This window comes from Burkholderia sp. Bp9090, assembly GCF_003857985.1.
Classification (GTDB): domain Bacteria; phylum Pseudomonadota; class Gammaproteobacteria; order Burkholderiales; family Burkholderiaceae; genus Burkholderia.
In genome coordinates this window covers 188,765-207,474 of the sequence record NZ_QTPV01000006.1, presented here as the reverse complement: position 1 = coordinate 207,474, position 18,710 = coordinate 188,765, and the positions used below count along the sequence as shown (strand labels likewise).

Genomic DNA, 18,710 nt, shown 5'->3' with positions numbered 1-18,710 from the left:
CAACCTGCTCGAACCGGGCGGCGAGCGCGGCAACAGACGTGGCGACAAATGCGGCAATAAGTGCGGCGATACACACGGCGCGACCGCCACGACGGACGCCGGCCCGCATGCGGCCGCGGGGCCGCGGCGCACGCGATGCCGCATCGGCGTGCATCGCGGCCCCGTCCACGCGCACCGCGATGTCGCACGGCGACAGTGCTGCAGCGCACCGTATCTGTGCCTCGCTGCATCCCGACGCATCATGCGCGGCGTCGTGCAGCGACGCGTGCAACGGCCGGCGAGCCTTGTGCGGCGGGGCTGCAGGTGCGATTCGGGCCGATATGGCACGGCGTTTGCGTAAGCTGGCTCGGGCGGGTCAATGGCGATTCGTCCGCAGTACCGATTACCGACGCGCCCGGCAACGGGCTTCATGGGCAACGGCGTCCTACACATCGGGTCTCGACGAGACCGGGTGTGCAGGACGCCGTTTTTCGTTTGGCGGATGACATGACCGACAAAGCTACCCGTATCGATCTCTTCAGCTTCCGCACCGCGCCGATGCGCGCGTTCCACATGACGTGGATGGCGTTCTTCGTATGCTTCTTCGCGTGGTTCGCATGCGCGCCGCTGATGCCGCTGATTGCACGCGAGTTCCATCTCACCGCGGCACAGGTCGCGAACATCAACATCGCCGCGGTGGCCGCGACGATCGCCGTGCGGCTGCTGGTCGGCCCGATGTGCGACCGCTTCGGCCCGCGCCGCGTGTATGTCGGGCTGCTCGCGCTCGGCGCGATTCCGGTGTTCGCGGTGTCGTTCTCGCACGACTATGTGACGTTCCTGATCTGCCGGCTCGGCATCGGCGCGATCGGCGCGGGCTTCGTGATCACGCAGTACCACACGTCGGTGATGTTCGCGCCGAACGTGGTCGGCACCGCGAACGCGACCACCGCCGGCTGGGGCAACGCGGGCGCGGGCGCGACGCAGGCGATGATGCCGCTGCTCGTAGCGGCCGGCCTGATGCTCGGCTTCGGCGACGACGCGTCGTGGCGCATCGCGCTCGTCGTGCCGGGCGTCGCGATGCTCGCGATGGCCTGGGCGTACTGGCGCTTCACGCAAGACTGCCCGCAAGGCGACTTCGTCGCGCTGCGCAAGCAGGGCGTGACGGTCGACAGCGGCAAGAAGGGCGGCTGGGCGAGCTTCTTCGCCGCGTGCGGCAACTATCGCGTGTGGATGCTGTTCGTCACGTACGGCGCGTGCTTCGGCGTCGAGGTGTTCATCCACAACATCGCCGCGCTGTACTACGTCGATCACTTCAAGCTGTCGCTGAAGGACGCGGGCTTCGCGGTCGGGATGTTCGGGCTGCTCGCGCTGTTCGCCCGCGCGCTCGGCGGCTGGCTGTCCGACAAGATCGCCGCGCGCCGCAGCCTCGACGTGCGCGCGACGCTGCTGTGCGCGCTGATCGTCGGCGAAGGGCTCGGGCTGGTCTGGTTCTCGCATGCGCAAGGCATCGGCATGGCGCTCGTCGCGATGCTGACCTTCGGCCTCTTCACGCACATGGCTTGCGGCGCGACCTATGCGCTGGTGCCGTTCATCGACCGCAAGGCGCTCGGCGGCGTCGCGGGGATCGTCGGCGCGGGCGGCAACGTCGGCGCGGTGGCCGCGGCGTTCCTGCTGAAGGGCGTCGGCGACGTGCAGCACACGCTGAGCCTGCTCGGGCTCGCCGTCACCGCGACCGCGCTGTGCGCGATGGCCGTGCGCTTCAGCGAGGAACACAAGGCACGCGAGGCCGAGCTGCGCGACCGCGCGCTCGCCGCCGCCGGCGCCGCGAACTGATCGACCGAAGGAAACGTCATCATGAAACTCATCGTCATCGGCCATGGGATGGTCGGCCACAAGCTCCTCGAATGCGTCGCCGCGCAAGCCGGCGCGGCGGGCGCGCTGCAGGTCACGGTGCTCGGCGAGGAACCGCGCCCGGCGTACGACCGCGTGCACCTGTCGGAATTCTTCGCGGGCAAGTCGGCCGACGACCTGTCGCTCGTCGAACCCGGCTTCTTCGAGCGTCATCCGCAGTTCGACCTGCGGCTGAACGCCCGGGTCGCATCGATCGACCGTGCCGCGCACACGGTCACGCTCGCGTCTGGCGAAACGCTCGCGTACGACAAGCTGGTGCTCGCGACGGGCTCGCGTCCGTTCGTGCCGCCGGTGCCGGGGCGCGATCGCGCGGGCTGCTTCGTGTACCGGACGATCGAGGATCTCGAAGCGATGCAGGCGTGCGGCACGCACGCGAAGCGCGGCGTGGTGATCGGCGGCGGGCTGCTCGGCCTCGAATGCGCGAAGGCGCTGCGCGACATGGGGCTCGACACGCACGTCGTCGAATTCGCGCCGCGGCTGATGGCGGTGCAGGTCGACGACGGCGGCGGCCGGATGCTGCGCGCGAAGATCGAGGCGCTCGGGGTGACCGTGCATACGGGCAAGAACACGCTCGAAATCGTCGACGGCGAGGAAGGTACGCACCGGATGGCGTTCGCCGACGGTTCGCATCTCGATGCCGACATGATCGTGTTCTCGGCCGGCATCCGCGCACGCGACGAACTGGCGCGAGCGTGCGGCCTCGAAATCGGCCCGCGCGGCGGCGTCGCGATCGACGACGCGTGCCGCACGAGCGACGCCGACATCTACGCGATCGGCGAATGCGCGGCCTGGAACGGGATGGTGTACGGGCTCGTCGCACCGGGCTACGACATGGCGCGCGTGGTCGCGAAGCAGCTCGGCGGTGCCCCGGAAGAAGCGGCCGACGCCGCATTCGCCGGCGCCGACATGAGCACCAAGCTGAAGCTGATGGGCGTCGACGTCGCGAGCATCGGCGACGCGCACGGCGCGACGGCCGGCAGCCGCACCTACCAGTACGCGGACGAGCGCCGCCAGGTCTACAAGAAGCTGGTGGTATCGGACTGCGGCAAGTTCCTGCACGGCGCGGTGATGGTCGGCGACGCGGCCGAATACGGCACGCTGCTGCAGATGATGCTGAACCGCATCGAGCTGCCCGAGTCGCCGGAATTCCTAATCCTGCCGTCGTCGGACGGCGCGGCGAAGCCCGCGCTCGGCGTCGACGCATTGCCGGAAGGCGCGCAGATCTGCTCGTGCAACAACGTGTCGAAGTCGCAGATCTGCGCGGCGGTGGCCGACGGCGCGACGAGCCTGGGCGCACTGAAGTCGTGCACGGGCGCGGGCACGTCGTGCGGCGGCTGCGTGCCGCTCGTCACGCAGATCATGAAGGCCGAGATGAAGAAGCAGGGCCTCGCGGTCAACAACCATCTGTGCGAGCACTTCCCGTATTCGCGCCAGGAGCTGTTCCACCTGATCCGCGTCGAGCGCATCACGACCTTCGACGCACTGCTCGCGAAGCACGGCCACGGGCTCGGCTGCGACGTGTGCAAGCCGGCGGTGGCGGGCATCCTCGCGTCGTGCTTCAACGAGTTCGTGCTGAAGAAGGAGCACGCGGGGCTGCAGGATTCGAACGACTACTACCTCGCGAACATCCAGCGCGACGGCACGTACTCGGTCGTGCCGCGCATGCCGGGCGGCGAGGTGACGCCGGAAGGGCTGATCGCGGTGGGCCAGGTCGCGAAGAAGTACGGGCTCTACACGAAGATCACCGGCGGCCAGCGCGTCGACCTGTTCGGCGCGCGCGTCGAGCAGCTGCCGTCGATCTGGGAAGAACTGATCGCGGCCGGCTTCGAATCGGGGCATGCGTACGGCAAGGCGCTTCGTACCGTGAAGTCGTGCGTCGGCTCGACGTGGTGCCGCTACGGCGTCGACGATTCGGTCGGCCTCGCGATCGATCTCGAGAACCGCTACAAGGGCCTGCGCGCGCCGCACAAGATCAAGTTCGGCGTGTCGGGCTGCACGCGCGAGTGCGCGGAAGCGCAAGGCAAGGACGTCGGGATCATCGCGACCGAGAAGGGCTGGAACCTGTACGTATGCGGCAACGGCGGGATGAAGCCGCGCCACGCGGAACTGCTCGCGTCCGACCTCGACCGCGCCACGCTGATCCGCTACATCGACCGCTTCCTGATGTTCTACGTGCGCACCGCCGACCGGCTGCAGCGCACCAGCGTGTGGCGCGACAACCTCGAAGGCGGGCTCGACTACCTGACCGACGTCGTCGTGCACGACAAGCTCGGGATCGCGGCCGAACTCGAGGCCGACATGCAGCACGTGGTCGACACCTACGAATGCGAATGGAAGAAGGCCGTCACAGACCCGGACACGCGCAAGCGCTTCCGCCACTTCGTGAACAGCGACGCGCCGGACACGACCATCGCATTCGTCGAGACGCGCGGCCAGATCCGGCCTGCCACGCCGGCCGAGCGCGCGGGCGGCAGGCCCGTTGCGATTCCCGTCGTCGCCGAACCCGCCACCGTGTGACTTCGACCGACACCAGCGTCTTTTCCAAGGAGCCCATCATGAACGATCGTCATCCCCTGTCCTGGACCCGCGTGTGCCCGCTCGACGACATCGTGCCGAACACCGGCGTGTGCGCGCTCGTCAACGGCGAGCAGGTCGCGGTTTTTCACGTCGCGCATGCCGAAGCAGGCGGCGTGTTCGCGATCGACAACGTCGACCCGGTGTCGCAGGCGGCGGTGATGTCGCGCGGGCTGATCGGCAGCCTCGGCGAGCGCGTGGTGGTTGCGTCGCCGCTGTACAAGCAGCATTTCGACTTGCGGACCGGCGAATGCCTCGAAGCGCCCGAGCAGTCGGTGAACGCGTATCCGTCGCGGGTCGAGGACGGCTTCGTATGGATCGCCGCCTGAACGCCCCGGAGCACGCATGAGCGCCACCCCCGTCAAGAGCGTGTGCCCGTACTGCGGCGTCGGCTGCGGGATGGTGCTGCACGTCGAGGATGACGAAGTCGTCAAGGTATCGGGCGACTCCGACCATCCGGCCAACTTCGGACGGCTGTGCACGAAGGGTTCGTCGGCGCATGTCGCGCTGCGCCGCTCGGGGCGGCTCGACCGCGCGTTCGTGCGGCGCGCGCGCGAGGACGACCTCGTGCCGCTGCCGGCCCGCGACGCGATCGCCGAGACCGCGCGGCGGCTGCGCGCGGTGCTCGACGCGCACGGGCCCGACGCGCTGTCGTTCTACGTGTCGGGGCAGATGTCGATCGAGGCGCAATACCTCGTGAACAAGCTCGCGAAGGGCTTCGTCGGCACCAACAACATCGAGTCGAACTCGCGCCTGTGCATGGCGAGCGCGGGCACCGGCTACAAGCAGTCGCTCGGCGCGGACGGCCCGCCCGGCTCGTACCAGGACTTCGATCGCGCGAACCTGTTCTTCGTGATCGGCGCGAACATGGCCGACTGCCACCCGATCCTGTTCCTGCGGATGATGGATCGCGTGAAGGCCGGCGCGAAGCTGATCGTCGTCGATCCGCGCCGCACCGGCACCGCCGACAAGGCCGACCTGTTCCTGCAGATCCGGCCGGGCACCGATCTCGCGCTGACGAACGGATTGCTGCACCTGCTGCATGCGAACGGCCGCATCGATGCCGCGTTCATCGATGCGTACACCGAAGGCTGGGACGCGATGCCCGCGTTCCTCGCCGACTACACGCCCGAACGCGTCGCCGAAATCACTGGCCTCGCCGAAGCCGACATCCGCACGGCCGCGCAATGGATCGGCGACGCGCAGGAATGGATGAGCTGCTGGACGATGGGTCTCAACCAGAGCACGCACGGCGTGTGGAACACCAACGCGATCTGCAACCTGCATCTCGCGACGGGCACGATCTGCCGGCCTGGCAGCGGGCCGTTCTCGCTGACCGGCCAGCCGAACGCGATGGGCGGGCGCGAGATGGGCTACATGGGGCCCGGGCTGCCGGGCCAGCGCTCGGTGCTGTCCGACGACGACCGGCGCTTCGTCGAACACCTGTGGCGCGTGCCGGCCGGCACGCTGCGCAAGGACGCCGGCCGCGGCACCGTCGACCTGTTCGAACGGATGGCGGCCGGCGACATCAAGGCGTGCTGGATCGTCTGCACGAATCCGGTCGCGACCGTGCCGAACCGGCAGAACGTGATCGCCGGGCTGCAGGCCGCGGAGCTCGTGATCGCGCAGGACGCATTCCTCGACACCGAGACCAACCGCTACGCGGACATCCTGCTGCCCGGCGCGCTGTGGGCCGAGGGCGACGGCGTGATGATCAACTCCGAACGCAACATGACGCTGATGCGCGCCGCGGTTGCGCCGCCCGGCGACGCGCTGCCGGACTGGCGCATCGTCGCGGAAGTCGCGCGCGAGATGGGTTTCGGCGATGCGTTCGACTATGCGTCGGCGGCCGACGTGTTCGACGAGATCGTGCGCTTTTCGAATCCGGCGACCGGCTACGACCTGCGCGGCGCGAGCCATGCGGCGCTGCGCGAGGGCCCGGTGCAATGGCCGGTCGCGCCGGGCACCGCGCGCGAGCGGCACCCGGTCCGCTACCTGAACGACGGCGTGAGCCAGACGCCGCGCGCGGCAGCCGACGGCGGCGCTGCGCCGCGCCTCGCGTTCCCGACGCCGTCGGGCAAGGCGCGCTTTTTCGCTCGGCCGCACGTCGATCCGGCCGAGCTGCCGGACGATACGTTCCCGATCGTGCTGAACACCGGCCGGCTGCAGCATCAATGGCACACGATGACGAAGACGGGCAAGGTCGCGATGCTGAACAAGCTCAATCCGCGCCCGTTCGTCGAACTGCATCCGGACGACGCGAGCGCGCTCGGCATCGCCACGAAGGACAGCGTCGAGATTCGCTCGGCGCGCGGCCGCGCCGTGCTGCCGGCCGTCGTGACCGAGCGCGTGCAACGCGGCAACTGCTTCGCGCCGATGCACTGGAACGACGTGTACGGCGAGGACCTGTGCATCAACGCGGTGACGAACGACGCGATCGATCCGGAATCGCAGCAACCCGAACTGAAGTATTGCGCGGTCGCGCTCGCGCGCGTCGACACGGACGCGTTCGCGTCCGCCGCCGACGACACGGCGCGACCCGATGCCGCCGCCGGCGACGCGCGGCCCGTGCCGGCGGCGGCGCAGATCACGGCTTCACAGGAATCCGACATGGCAGACCTCGACACTTTCGCGGCCGCGCTCGGCGTGGCCGATCTCGCGCCGCCGCCGCTCACCGACGCGGAGCGCCTGTACGTGGCCGGCCTCGTCAGCGGGCTGAAGGCGAGCGCCGGCCGGCGCGATGGCGGCGTGCCGGTGCTGCCGGCCGGCGCGCCGCTCACGCCGCCGGTGCGGTTCTGGCTCGACGGGATGCTGGCGGGGCTGTTCAGCCGAGCGGTGCCGGCCCACACCGCGGAAGGCGCTGTGCCCGCACTGTCGGCCGAGGCCGCCGCGCCCGGCGGCGTGCGGATCGTGCGCACGCGCCCGAAGGTCGTGCTGCTGTGGGCGTCGCAGACCGGCAACATCGAATCGCTGACCGAGGACTACGCGACGCAGCTGATGAACGCCGGCTTCGAGATCCGCACCGCGTGCATGTCCGACTATCCGGTCGCGTCGCTGGCCGGCGCGCAATACGTGCTGCTGATGACGAGCACGTTCGGCGACGGCGACGCGCCCGACAACGGCAGCGAGTTCTGGGACGCGCTGCAGGCCGGCAGCGCCGCGCGCCTCGACGGCGTGCACTTCGCGGTGCTCGCGTTCGGCGATCGCAACTACGACCAGTTCTGCGGGCACGGCCGCCGGCTCGATGCAAGGCTCGCGGAACTCGGCGCGGCGCGCCTGTGCGCGCGCGTCGATTGCGACGTCGAGTTCCAGCGCGATGCCGACCAGTGGCTCGAGCGCGTGGTCGCCCGGATCAAGGAAGCGGATGCGGCGCTGCATGCGGTGCCGACCGCCGGGATGAGCGCGTCGGGGCTGCTGCCGACCAAGGCGCATCCGGCGCCGTCGAAGCTCGTCGCGAACCTGCGGCTCAACCGGCCGGGCGCCGCGAAGGACACGCGCTACGTGTCGCTGTCGACCGAAGGCGCGAACCTCGAATACGAAACCGGCGACGCGCTCGGCGTGTGGCCGACCAACTGCCCGGAGCTGGTCGACGAGCTGCTGTCGGTCACCGCGCTGAAGGCCGACGCCCCCGTGTCGGTCGCGGGCGTCGGCGACATGCGGCTCGGCGATGCGCTGGCGCGCCACTTCGACATCACGCGCCCGCATCCCGACACGCTCGCGTTCATCGCGTCGCGCAGCGCGAACGGCGCGCTGAAGGCGCTGCTCGGCGACGATCGCAAGGCCGACCTGAAGCAATGGTTGTGGGGGCAACAGCTCGCGGACGTGCTGCACGAATTCCCGGTCGAGCTGTCGGGCGCGGAGCTGGTCGGGATGCTGAAGCGGCTGCAGCCGCGCCTGTATTCGATCGCGTCGAGCCCGAGCGCGCACCCGGGCGAGATTCACCTGACGGTGTCGGCCGTGCGTTATCACAATGGCCGCCGCGCGCGCAAAGGCGTCGCGTCGACGTTCCTCGCCGATCGCGCGGACGACGGCCGCGTGCCGGTGTTCGTGCAGAAGTCCGCGCATTTCCGGCCGCCGGTGAACGGCGACGTGCCGGTCGTGATGGTCGGGCCCGGCACCGGCGTCGCGCCGTTCCGCGGCTTCCTGCACGAGCGGCAGGCGCGCGGCGCGCGCGGCCGCAACTGGCTGTTCTTCGGCGAGCAGCATGCGCAGACCGACTTCTACTACGGCGACGAACTGAGCGCGATGCGCGACAGCGGCTTCCTGACGCGGCTCGATCTCGCGTTCTCGCGCGACCAGGCCGACAAGATCTACGTGCAGGACCGGATGCGCGAGCAGGGCGCCGAGCTGTACAAGTGGCTGGAGGAAGGCGCGCACTTCTACGTGTGCGGCGACGCCGCGCGGATGGCCAAGGACGTCGATACCGCGCTGAAGGCGGTCGTCGCCGAGCACGGCGGGATGTCGGACGAAGCCGCGAACGACTACGTCGCGAAGCTCTCGAAGGCGCGGCGCTACATGCGGGACGTGTACTGAGCGCGCTCGGCGCGGCTCGACGCGGCCCGCCCGGTTGCGAGCCCGGCTTCGGCGACGCATTGACCCGCGACGGTTCGCGCCGTCGGGAAGGTCATCGACGGCGAACGTCGTACGCGACAGGCCGGGCGGCGGGCAGGGCGTTCCTGCGTGACCCGCCTGCCGACGCCGGCCTGCGTCACTGCTGCCGGTCCCACGCGCGCGCCTGCTCGGCGCGCACGAACGCTTCCGACGACTGCGGCAGCAGGTTGCGGAATGCGCCGCCGTCGTTTTCGATCACGTCGACCATCTTCGCGATCATTTCCTCCGGATCGTGCTGCTCGAGCGGGAAGGTCAGGCGCTCGGGCGTCACCGTGTGGACGGCCGGATCGCGCCAGCGCCGTGGCGTTTCCATCATGCGGTCGTTGAAGCCGGTGCTGTACGGGCCCGGGTTCACGACCGCGACACGGATGCCGTGCGGCGCCAGCTCCGCGTGCATCGCCTCGGCGACCGATTCGACCGCGTGCTTCGACGCGCAATAGGCGCCCGTGAACGGCCCCGTGATCAACCCCGCGATCGACGACACGAACACGATCTTGCCGTGCCCGCGCGCGAGCATGCCGCGGGCGATCTGCTGCGTGAGTTCGAGCGGCCCGAACAGGTTGACGTCGAACAGCTCGCGCACGATCTCGACCGGCAGGTCGACCAGCGCGCCGGCTTCGCCGACGCCCGCGTTGTTCACGAGCACGTCGACTTCGAATTCGGCCGCGCGGGCGCGGTCGTAGGCGGACGTCACGTCGAGCTTTGTCGCGCGCAGTGCCGTGCCGCGCTGCGCGGCGGCGTCCGTCAGCGCGTCGATCTCGGCGGTCGTGCGCACGCCGGCCGTGACCGCGTGACCGTGTTGTGCGAGCCGCAGCGCGACTTCGCGGCCGAAGCCGCTGCCCGCGCCGGTGATGAGGATGCGTTTCTGTGCCATGTGCTTACCTCGAGGTGGGAAAGGTTGCGTGAAAGCGATCGCGGCAATGTCGCGCGATCGCGTCGTCCTGCTCGACGCTGCCGCCCGATATGCCGATCGCGCCGACGCAGCGCCCGTCGCCGTCGACGAGCGGCTCGCCGCCGCCGAACGTGACGAGCCCGCCGTGGCTGTGCTCGATCCCGCGCAGCGGGCCGTCGCCGGACATCGCGCCGAGCGAGGCGGTCGATGCGCGGAAGCGGATCGCCGTCAGCGCCTTGCGTTGCGCGAGGTCGATCGCACCGAGAAAGCAATCGTCGGTGCGGATGAATGCGAGCAGGTTCGCGCCGGCGTCGACGATCGCGATCGACACACCGGCGACCTGCAGGGACGCGGCCTGCGCGAGCGCGGCTTCGATCGTCTGCCGGACGGCTGCGAGCGGCAGGGCGGGGCTGTGATGCGGATTCATTCGATGCTCCGGTGGAAGACGACGGGGCCAGTGTAGGTAGTTCTTGTATATGGGAGAATCGGCATTCCACTCGAAGGAGTTTCAAGTTTTTTTAATGATGAGCAGACGCGATCCGATGGCCGGGCTGCACGTGTTCATGACGGTCGCGACGGCCGGCAACTTCACGCGTGCTGCCGCCGCGCTCGGCCTGACGCCGGCTGCCGTCAGCCTTGCGATCGGCCAGCTCGAAGGCGAACTGAACGTGAAACTGTTCAACCGCAGCACGCGCGGCGTGAGCCTGACCGAAGCCGGCCAGCATTACCGGCAGCAGACGGAGCCTGCGTACCGGCAGGTCATGCAGGCGCGCGACGCGCTGAAGGAGGTGCGCAGCGAGCCGGGCGGATTGTTGCGCGTCACGGCGCTGCCGCTCGCGCGTTCGCTCGTGATCCCGCCGATACTGGCCGCGTTCCGCGCGCGCTATCCGAAGGTCCGGCTCGAAATCCGCTACGAGAACGAGCTGGTCGATATCGCGAAGGAGGGTTTCGACGCGGGGATTCGTCTTGCCGACCGGCTGCAGCCCGACATGATCGGCGTGCGGATCGCGCCCGCGCTGACCTGCGCGCTGGTCGCATCACCCGGCTATCTGGCGCGGCACGGCACGCCCGCATCGATCGCCGAGCTGGCGCGCCATGCGTGCATCCGGTTCCGGTTTTCGGAGAGCGGGCGCCTGCACAAGTGGCTGCTGCACGACGGGCGCCGCGACGTCGATCTCGACCCGGAAGGCGTGCTCGTGACGAACGACGCGGATGCGGTGATCGATGCCGCGCGCGAGGGCGTCGGCATCGCGTTCGCGTTCATGCGCGAGCGCATCGACGCGGACCTGCGCGACGGCACGCTCGTCGAGGTGCTGCCGGGCGCGTGCCGGACGCTGCCGCCGATGTGGCTCTATTACGTGAATCGCAAGCACGTGCCGGCGAAGCTGCGCGCATTCATCGACATACTGCGGGAGCGGGCAGGCGCCGACTGGCACGATGACGGCGCGACAACGGGACCGTAAGGCGGGCACGGCGATCCGTCCCCATTCCCCGAATCCCGCGCCGGTCGCGGGTTTGCTCTCGCGGGCTCGGTCGGGCCGGGAGAATTTCTCCCAAAAGCGTCGCAAGTCGTTCATTCGACGAAAAATTCCCCGCGGTTCCCGGTATGATGCGCACCTTGCGCATGAATTTGACGCGTCGTTGATGCGACCGCCGCGCCCGAACCGCTCAGTACGGGATCGAAAGATTCTGTAATATAAAATCCGTATACTCGTAATTTCTGATTCAGGCGCCGCCTGGCTTCGTCCCAGGCCGACCGCCCACGCAGAACAACCAGATTCGTCGCCGCGAGGCCACCCTGCGCCGCGACAAGCTACGCACCACCACTGAACACTCTATGTCTTCCCGCCACCCTGGCCAGCCCGGCCGTGCCGCGGCAGCGATCGCCCGTGTCGCGACACTGATCCGCAACGAGCGCGTGCTGTCGCCGCTGCTCGCGCTCGGCATCGGCCTGCTGCTGATCGTGGTGTTCCAGCACCTGTCCGAATCCGTCGACTACCGGTCGGTGATCCGCCAACTGCGCCACCTGTCCGCGGGCGAGTGGGGCGCGTCGCTGGCCGCGACGGCCCTCAGCTATCTCGCGCTCGTCGCCCGCGATGCGGTCGGCCTGCGCTACGTCGCCGCGAAAGTGCCGCGCGCCGCGCTGTGGATCGGCGCGATCGCCGGCTCCGCGCTCGGCAATGCGACCGGCTTCGGCGCGCTGACGGGCGGCGCCGTGCGCGCGCGCGTGTACGGCGTGTCGGGCGTCACCCCCGCGCAGATCGGCCGGATGACCGTCTTCACCAGCGGCACGCTCGCGCTCGCACTGGTGCTGATGACGGCGGTCGGCATGGTCAGCGTGCCGCAGACGCTCGCCGCGATGCTGCATGTCGCGCCCGGCGTGCTGACGTGGAGCGGCGCCGCGCTGCTCGTGGTGCTGGCCGTCATGACGATGCTGTGCGGCAACGTCGCGCGCCCGGTCGTCACGCGCTTCAAATGGCTCGCGTTCGACGTGCCGGCGCGGCGCGACCTCGTCGCCCAGGTCGTCTATGCGGTGCTCGACGTCGTGGCCGCGGGCCTGACGCTGTGGGTGCTGTTGCCGTCCGCTCCAGTCGGCTTGCCGACTTTCATCACCGTGTACGCGGCCGCGCTGCTGCTCGGGATGATCGGCCATACGCCGGGCGGGATCGGCGTGTTCGAGGCCGCGATGGTCTTCACGCTGGGCCGCGAAGTGCCGGCGCACGCGATGGTCGCCGCGCTGATCGCCTATCGCGCGATCTACTTCGGCGTGCCGCTCGTGCTGTCGGCCGGCCTGCTGGCCGGGTTCGAGGGCCGCGCGCTGCGCCGCCGGCTCGTGACGCGGCAGGCCGCGCGCGTGTCGCAGCTGGCGCCGCTGTTCCTGAGCCTCGTGACCTTCGCGGTCGGCGGGATGCTGGTGATCTCGAGCGCGACGCCCGCGTTCTGGCACCGGATCGCGATCCTGCGCAACATCGTGCCGCTGTGGGTGCTCGAAGGCTCGCAGGTGATCTGCAGCGTGCTGGGCGTCGCGTTGCTGTTCGTCGCGCGCGGGCTGTTGCGCCGGCTCGACGGCGCATGGTGGATGACTTTCGCGCTGACGCTCGCGAGCCTCGCGCTGTCGCTGGCCAAGGGCCTCGCGTTCGTCGAGGCCGGCGTGCTCGGCACGCTGCTGGTGCTGCTGCTCGTCAGCCGCCGCCGCTTCAACCGGCATTCGTCGCTGCTCGCCGAGCGCTTCACGGTGAGCTGGTTCGTGTCGGTGACGATGGTGCTCGTGCTCGCCGTGTGGGTGCTGTGCTTCGCGTTCCGCGACGTGCCTTACACGCGCGATCTGTGGTCGCATTTCGCGTTCGACGAGCGCGCGCCGCGGGCGCTGCGCGCGACGCTGGCGGCCGGCGTGTTCGTCGCGATGTTCGCGCTGTGGCAACTGCTGCGGCCGGCGCCCGGGCGTTTCGTGAAGCCCGCCGAGCAGGACCTGATCGACGCGGAGCAGATCATCCGCGCGCAGGAGTGCAGCGATGCGGGCCTCGCGCTGATGGGCGACAAGTCGTTCCTGTTCTCCGAATCGCGCCGCGCGTTCCTGATGTATGCGAAGAACGGCCGCACGTGGGCCGCGCTGCACGATCCGGTCGGCCCGCGCGAGGAATGGCCGGCGCTGATCGGCAAGTTCATCGCGCTGGCGCACGCGCACAGCGGCCGCGCGGCGTTCTACCAGGTGCGCGCGAACGCGCTGCCGCTGTATCTCGACGCGGGGCTCACGCTGATGAAGCTCGGCGAGGAAGCGCACATCGCGCTCGACCGGTTCGACCTGAAGGGTTCGAATCGGTCGCACCTGCGCTATGCGCTGCGCCGCGGCGACAAGGACGCGCTGACGGTCGAGGTGATCGCGCCGCGCGACGTGCCGGCCGCGCTGCCGTCGCTGCGCGACATCTCCGACGGCTGGCTCGACAGCCGCGACGCGCGCGAGAAGAGCTTCTCGGTGGCCGCGTTCCACGACGGCTATCTCGCGACGCAGTCGGTGATGCTCGTGCGCCAGGCCGACAAGCCGATCGCGTTCGTCACGTTCATGACGACCGACCTCAACACCGAGGCGACGGTCGGCGTGATGCGTCATCTGCCGGACGCGTCGCCGTATGCGATGGAGTATCTGTTTACGCAGCTCGCGCTGCATCTGAAGGAAGCGGGGTTCCGCAAGCTGAGCCTGGGCATCGCTCCGTTCTCGGGGATGGGGGCGGCGAAGATGCCGTCGCCGTGGCACCGGTTCGGGCTGATGGTCTGGCGCTTCGGCGGCCGCTTCTACAACTTCCGCGGCTTGCGTGCATTCAAGAGCAAGTTCGAGCCGCACTGGGAGCCGCGCTATCTCGCGGCCTCGGGCTCGGTCGGCGTGTTCGTCACGCTCGCGGATCTGTCCCTGCTGGCTGGAGGTCGGCGTTCATGATGTTGAAGAAGGGTATCGCGCGGGCGGCAGTCGCCTGCGCGGGAATGATGCTGGCCGGCGCGGCGTTCGCGGCGCAGGCCGCGGCGCAACCGGAAACCGTGTCGGGCGGCCGCTACGGCCCCGTGACCGTGACGAAGCCGGGCGGCCCGCTGCGCGGCTTCGTCGTCCTGTTTTCGCGCGGGCGGGGCTGGGGCGCCGCCGACCAGCAGGCGGCCGACGCACTCGCTAAAGCGGGCGCGATGACGGTCGGGGTGGATTCGGAGCGCTATGCGGCGAACCTCGCCGCGAAGCAGGAAACCTGTCACCACCTCGACGGCGATGCCGAAGCGGTCAGCCACCAGCTCGAACGCCTCGCGCAATCGGCGCGTTACTACACGCCGATCGTCGCGGGCGTGGGCCAGGGCGGCGCGATCGCGAAGCAGATCCTGTCGATGGCGCCGGAGAACACGATCGCCGGTGTCGCTTCGGTCGCGCCGGCGGCGAAGCTCGATGCGCGCTTCAAGCCGTGCCCGCCCGATCCGACGATCGTGCGCCGCGCGATGCCGGGCTTCGTCGAAACGGCCGCGGCCGGCGACACCGCGACGCTCGTGTCGCTCGTCACGTCGCACCTGCACGACACCAGCAGCACCGACGAGCTCGACGTGTCGGACCTGCCGCTCGTCGAGCTGCCGGCCAAGGGCGGCAGCGACCGCCTCGCGATCGTGATCTCGGGCGACGGCGGCTGGCGCGATCTCGACAAGACGATCGCCGAGGCGCTGCAGCGCGACGGCGTGGCGGTGGTCGGCATCGACAGCCTGCGCTACTTCTGGAGCGAGAAGCCGCCTGCGCAGGTGAGCCGCGACCTGGCGCGCGTGATGCGCACCTACATGGCGCGCTGGCATGCGAACCGAGTGGCGCTGGTCGGCTACTCGTTCGGCGCGGACGTGATGCCGTTCGCGTACAACCGGCTGCCGGCCGACCTGCGTGACAAGGTCGCGGTGATGTCGCTGCTCGGCTTCGCGCCGGCGGCGGATTTCCAGATCCGCGTGACGGGCTGGCTCGGGATGCCGGCGAGCGACAAGGCGATGAAGGTCGCGCCGGAAATCGCGAAGGTGCCGCCGCAGCTCGTGCAGTGCTTCTACGGCGCGGAAGAGAAGGACACGATGTGTCCGGCGCTCGCGAACACCGGTGCCGACGTGATCAAGACGGGCGGCGACCACCACTTCGGCCACGACTACATCGCGCTCGAGAAGAAGATCCTCGGCGCGTTCGGCAAGCCGGTGGCGGCGCGCTGAACGCCGGCGCCCGCTGCGTGGCGGGCGCGGCGCTTGCGGTTCATCGGACGGGCGGCCTGCGGGCCGCCCGTTTTCATTTCCCGGCTTGCGTCTCGACTTGCGGCGCCGCGTCCTGCCGCTGCGCCGCCGTTCTCGCATCGCGCTGATAGAAGCCGGGAAACCGGTCGAGCTGCCGGCGCGCGGCGGCCAGATCGGCATCGGCGCCGAGCACCGCGCTCGAAAACCCGGTGCGCTCCATCAACAGCAACTGATCGACCAGCACGTCGCCGGTCGCCCGAAGGTCGCCGGCGAAGCCGAAGCGCTTGCGCAGCAGATAGGCCTGGCTGTATGCGCGGCCGTCGGTGAAGGACGGGAAGTGCAGGTCGATGCGCGCGGCCTGCGCGATGCGTGCGGCGAGCGGCCGCAGTTCCTCGTCGTTGCCGATCGTCAGGATCGTGCGGGTCGCGGTGTCCGGCGCATTCGTATCGTCGGCGTGTTCGGCCGGCGTCAGCAGGCGGATGCGTACGTTCGTGCTGGCGTGTGCGTCGGTCGGTGTCATGCGTGCTCCGCCTGGTGACGGGCGTCGTTGGCCGCGGCCTTGAAGGGCTCGGCGCCGATGCGGCGCACCGTGTCGATGAATCGTTCGCTGCGGCCGTCGGCGTCGAGCCGCGCGTCGAGATAGACATTGACGAGCGCGTCGACGACATCGACGATCTCGTCCGCCGAGAACGACGGGCCGATCACCTTGCCCGGCCGAGCGGGGCCGCTCGCGCTCGAGCCGTCCGAGCCGCCGAGCGTCACCTGGTACCACTCGGCGCCGTCCTTGTCGACGCCGAGGATGCCGATGTGCCCGCTGTGATGATGGCCGCAGGAGTTGATGCAGCCGCTGATGTGCAGGTCGATGTCGCCGACGTCGTGCAGCATGTCGAGATCCTGGAACCGCTCGGCGATCGCATCGGCGATCGGGATCGAGCGCGCGTTCGCGAGCGCGCAGAAATCGCCGCCCGGGCACGCGATCATGTCGGTCAGGAGTCCGACGTTTGCGCTGGCAAGGCCGATCGCGCGCGCTTGCTCCCACAGCAGGAACAGGTCGTCGACGTGCACCCACGGCAGCACCACGTTCTGAGTATGCGTGACGCGTGCCTCGCCGGCCGAGAAGCGCTCGGCGAGTTCGGCGAGCGCGTCGAGCTGCTCGGGCGACGCGTCGCCGGGCGCCTGCAGGCGGCGCTTGAACGACAGCGTGACGATGCGCAGCGCCGGGTCGCGATGCGCTGCGACATTGCGCGCGAGCCAGCGCGCGAAGGCCGGATGGCGGCTGGCGTGCGCGGCCATGCGCGCTTCGATGTCGTGCGGGTCGAGCGTGCGGCGCTCGAGGCGCGGCGGCACGAACGATGCGGCGATGCGGTCGAACTCAGCCTGCGGGATCGTGTGCGGGCCGCCGTCATGCTCGACGATCTGGCGGAATTCTTCCTCGACGTCGTCGATATAGCGCTGTCCCTCGCTCTTCACGAGGATCTTGATGCGCGCCTTGTACTTGTTGTCGCGCCGACCGTAGCGGTTGTACACGCGGACGATCGCCTCGATGTAGTTCATCACCTGCTGCCACGGCAGGAACGCGCGCAGCAGCGTCGCGATCAGCGGCGTGCGGCCCATGCCGCCGCCGGCGCTCACGCGAAAGCCGAGTTCGCCCGCGTCGTTGCGCACGAGTTTCAGCCCGACGTCGTGCCAGTCGGTCGCCGCACGGTCCTCGGCCGCGCCGGTGATCGCGATCTTGAACTTGCGCGGCAGGAACGCGAATTCCGGATGCAGTGTCGTCCACTGGCGCATCACCTCGGCGAACGGGCGCGGATCGGCGATCTCGTCCGGCGCGACGCCCGCACGCTCGTCGCACGAAATGTTGCGGATGCAATTGCCGCTCGTCTGGATCCCGTGCATGTCGACGGTCGCGAGCAAGTCCATCACGTCGGCCGCCCTCGCGAGCGGAATCCAGTTGAACTGCACGTTGGTGCGGGTCGTGAAGTGCGCGTTGCGGGTCGGCAGGCGCAGCGTGCCGAGCTGCGCCTGCGCGTCGCAGGCGGCGCGGTAGGTGGCGTCGTCGGGCACGTCGTAGTCGCGTGCGATACGGGCGAGCACGCGCAGCTGCCCGCTCGACAGTTCGCCGTACGGCACGGCCACGCGCAGCATCGGCGCATGGCGCTGCACGTACCAGCCGTTCTGCAGGCGCAACGGCCGGAACGCATCCTCGCTCAGCGTGCCGTGCTGCCAGCGTTCGAGCTGGTCGCGGAACTGGGCGGCGCGGCTGTGCACGAGCGCCCGGTCGAAATCGGTATATCGGTACATGACGTGATACGCGAGAGGAGCGGCGGCGCAGGGGCGCGCGCCGCTCGGGAGGGGACGTTGCGACGGGTGTCGGGCAACAGGGACAGCGTAGGGAACGCGGGGCGGCGGGACAAGCAGCAGATCGGAGCGGAAACGGCGCAGCAGATCGGAGCGGAAACGGCGCGGATCGGAATGGAAAGGACGCAGCAGATCGGCGGAGCGCGCCGTTGTGTGCCGGGGCATGCGTTGCGTATGCCCCGCGTCGGGTTCAGGCTTGCGCCGGTGCGTCGACGATCAACGCCGGATCGAGCGCGCGGATGCGCTGGTCGATGAAGTAGCCGCCGCCTTCCTGATAGCGCAGATAGAGCCGGCCGCACGATACGCAGCGGCTGACGTTGCAGCGGTTGTACGGAAAGTGGCGCGGTGCGATCGGCGCGTCGTCCGACGCATAGCGCGTGCCGGCCGGATGATATTCGTCGTAGGTCGGCTCGGTCTCGCCGGGCGGCGCAAGCGTGGCCACTTCGGTCAGTTGCGTGTCCTGCAGCGACAGCGGCAGGGTCGTCCAGCCGGCGAGCGAGGTTCTCGTGCACGTGCACGGCTGCGTAACGTGTGCCGCTTCGGCCGCCAGTTTCAGCAACGCGTCGTGATCGAGGTAGGGCAGTTGGCTCATGGGCAATCGTGAAGGAGCGGCGGGACCAGCAATGTAACCCGCGCGCGGCTTCGCTGCATGGACGTGATG

At 69.5% G+C, this 18,710-nt stretch carries 12 protein-coding genes; 7 read left to right on the top strand and 5 right to left on the bottom strand.

Annotation, left to right across the window (positions count from 1 at the left end):
• Positions 1-486: 486 nt before the first annotated feature.
• From DIE16_RS08735 to DIE16_RS08720, 4 genes are read left to right on the top strand one after another with little or no spacing between them, the layout of a single operon-like run.
• Complete coding sequence (locus DIE16_RS08735) at positions 487-1,812, top strand: MFS transporter (protein ID WP_124522042.1); 1,326 nt, start codon at positions 487-489, stop codon at positions 1,810-1,812.
• 21 nt (positions 1,813-1,833) lie between these two features.
• Positions 1,834-4,407 (top strand): nitrite reductase large subunit NirB, encoded by a 2,574-nt coding sequence (gene nirB, locus DIE16_RS08730; RefSeq protein WP_124892113.1) that lies wholly within the window; start codon positions 1,834-1,836, stop codon positions 4,405-4,407.
• A 38-nt stretch (positions 4,408-4,445) separates the two neighbouring features.
• Positions 4,446-4,793 carry a nitrite reductase small subunit NirD gene (gene nirD / locus DIE16_RS08725; RefSeq protein WP_124484642.1) on the top strand — a complete coding sequence of 116 codons (348 nt, stop codon included), beginning with the start codon at positions 4,446-4,448 and terminating at the stop codon, positions 4,791-4,793.
• Between the two features lie 16 nt (positions 4,794-4,809).
• A complete protein-coding gene (locus DIE16_RS08720) occupies positions 4,810-8,997 on the top strand; it encodes a bifunctional nitrate reductase/sulfite reductase flavoprotein subunit alpha (RefSeq protein WP_124892112.1) in 4,188 nt (1,395 codons plus the stop codon).
• Positions 8,998-9,172: 175 nt separating this feature from the next.
• On the opposite strand, the gene DIE16_RS08715 is transcribed toward DIE16_RS08720, so the two are convergent.
• Both DIE16_RS08715 and DIE16_RS08710 read right to left on the bottom strand, forming a co-directional pair.
• Positions 9,173-9,949 (bottom strand): SDR family oxidoreductase, encoded by a 777-nt coding sequence (locus tag DIE16_RS08715; RefSeq protein WP_124892111.1) that lies wholly within the window; start codon positions 9,947-9,949, stop codon positions 9,173-9,175.
• Between the two features lie 4 nt (positions 9,950-9,953).
• Positions 9,954-10,394 (bottom strand): heme-binding protein, encoded by a 441-nt coding sequence (locus DIE16_RS08710; protein ID WP_124484645.1) that lies wholly within the window; start codon positions 10,392-10,394, stop codon positions 9,954-9,956.
• Positions 10,395-10,491: 97 nt separating this feature from the next.
• On the opposite strand from DIE16_RS08710, the gene DIE16_RS08705 reads away from it, so the two are divergent.
• From DIE16_RS08705 to DIE16_RS08695, 3 genes are all read left to right on the top strand, one after another.
• Positions 10,492-11,430 carry a LysR family transcriptional regulator gene (locus DIE16_RS08705; protein WP_124892139.1) on the top strand — a complete coding sequence of 313 codons (939 nt, stop codon included), beginning with the start codon at positions 10,492-10,494 and terminating at the stop codon, positions 11,428-11,430.
• Between the two features lie 374 nt (positions 11,431-11,804).
• Positions 11,805-14,399, top strand: coding sequence for a bifunctional lysylphosphatidylglycerol flippase/synthetase MprF (gene mprF, locus DIE16_RS08700; RefSeq protein ID WP_124892110.1), 2,595 nt, complete (start codon positions 11,805-11,807; stop codon positions 14,397-14,399).
• Positions 14,396-15,673 carry a virulence factor family protein gene (locus DIE16_RS08695; RefSeq protein ID WP_124667962.1) on the top strand — a complete coding sequence of 426 codons (1,278 nt, stop codon included), beginning with the start codon at positions 14,396-14,398 and terminating at the stop codon, positions 15,671-15,673. The genes mprF and DIE16_RS08695 overlap by 4 nt, the downstream gene beginning before the upstream one ends.
• A 73-nt stretch (positions 15,674-15,746) precedes the next feature.
• Here the strand turns inward: DIE16_RS08695 and DIE16_RS08690 are convergent, their stop codons facing one another.
• From DIE16_RS08690 to DIE16_RS08680, 3 genes are all read right to left on the bottom strand, one after another.
• Positions 15,747-16,211, bottom strand: a complete 465-nt coding sequence (locus tag DIE16_RS08690; protein WP_124892109.1) for a DUF934 domain-containing protein — start codon at positions 16,209-16,211, stop codon at positions 15,747-15,749.
• The gene (locus tag DIE16_RS08685; protein WP_124892108.1) at positions 16,208-17,992 is read right to left on the bottom strand and encodes a nitrite/sulfite reductase; all 1,785 of its coding nucleotides are present in this window, start codon (positions 17,990-17,992) and stop codon (positions 16,208-16,210) included. Before DIE16_RS08685 ends, DIE16_RS08690 begins: the two co-directional genes overlap by 4 nt.
• A 247-nt stretch (positions 17,993-18,239) precedes the next feature.
• Entirely contained in the window at positions 18,240-18,641 is a 402-nt protein-coding gene (locus DIE16_RS08680) for a hypothetical protein (protein WP_124522027.1), read from the bottom strand.
• Positions 18,642-18,710: the final 69 nt, after the last annotated feature.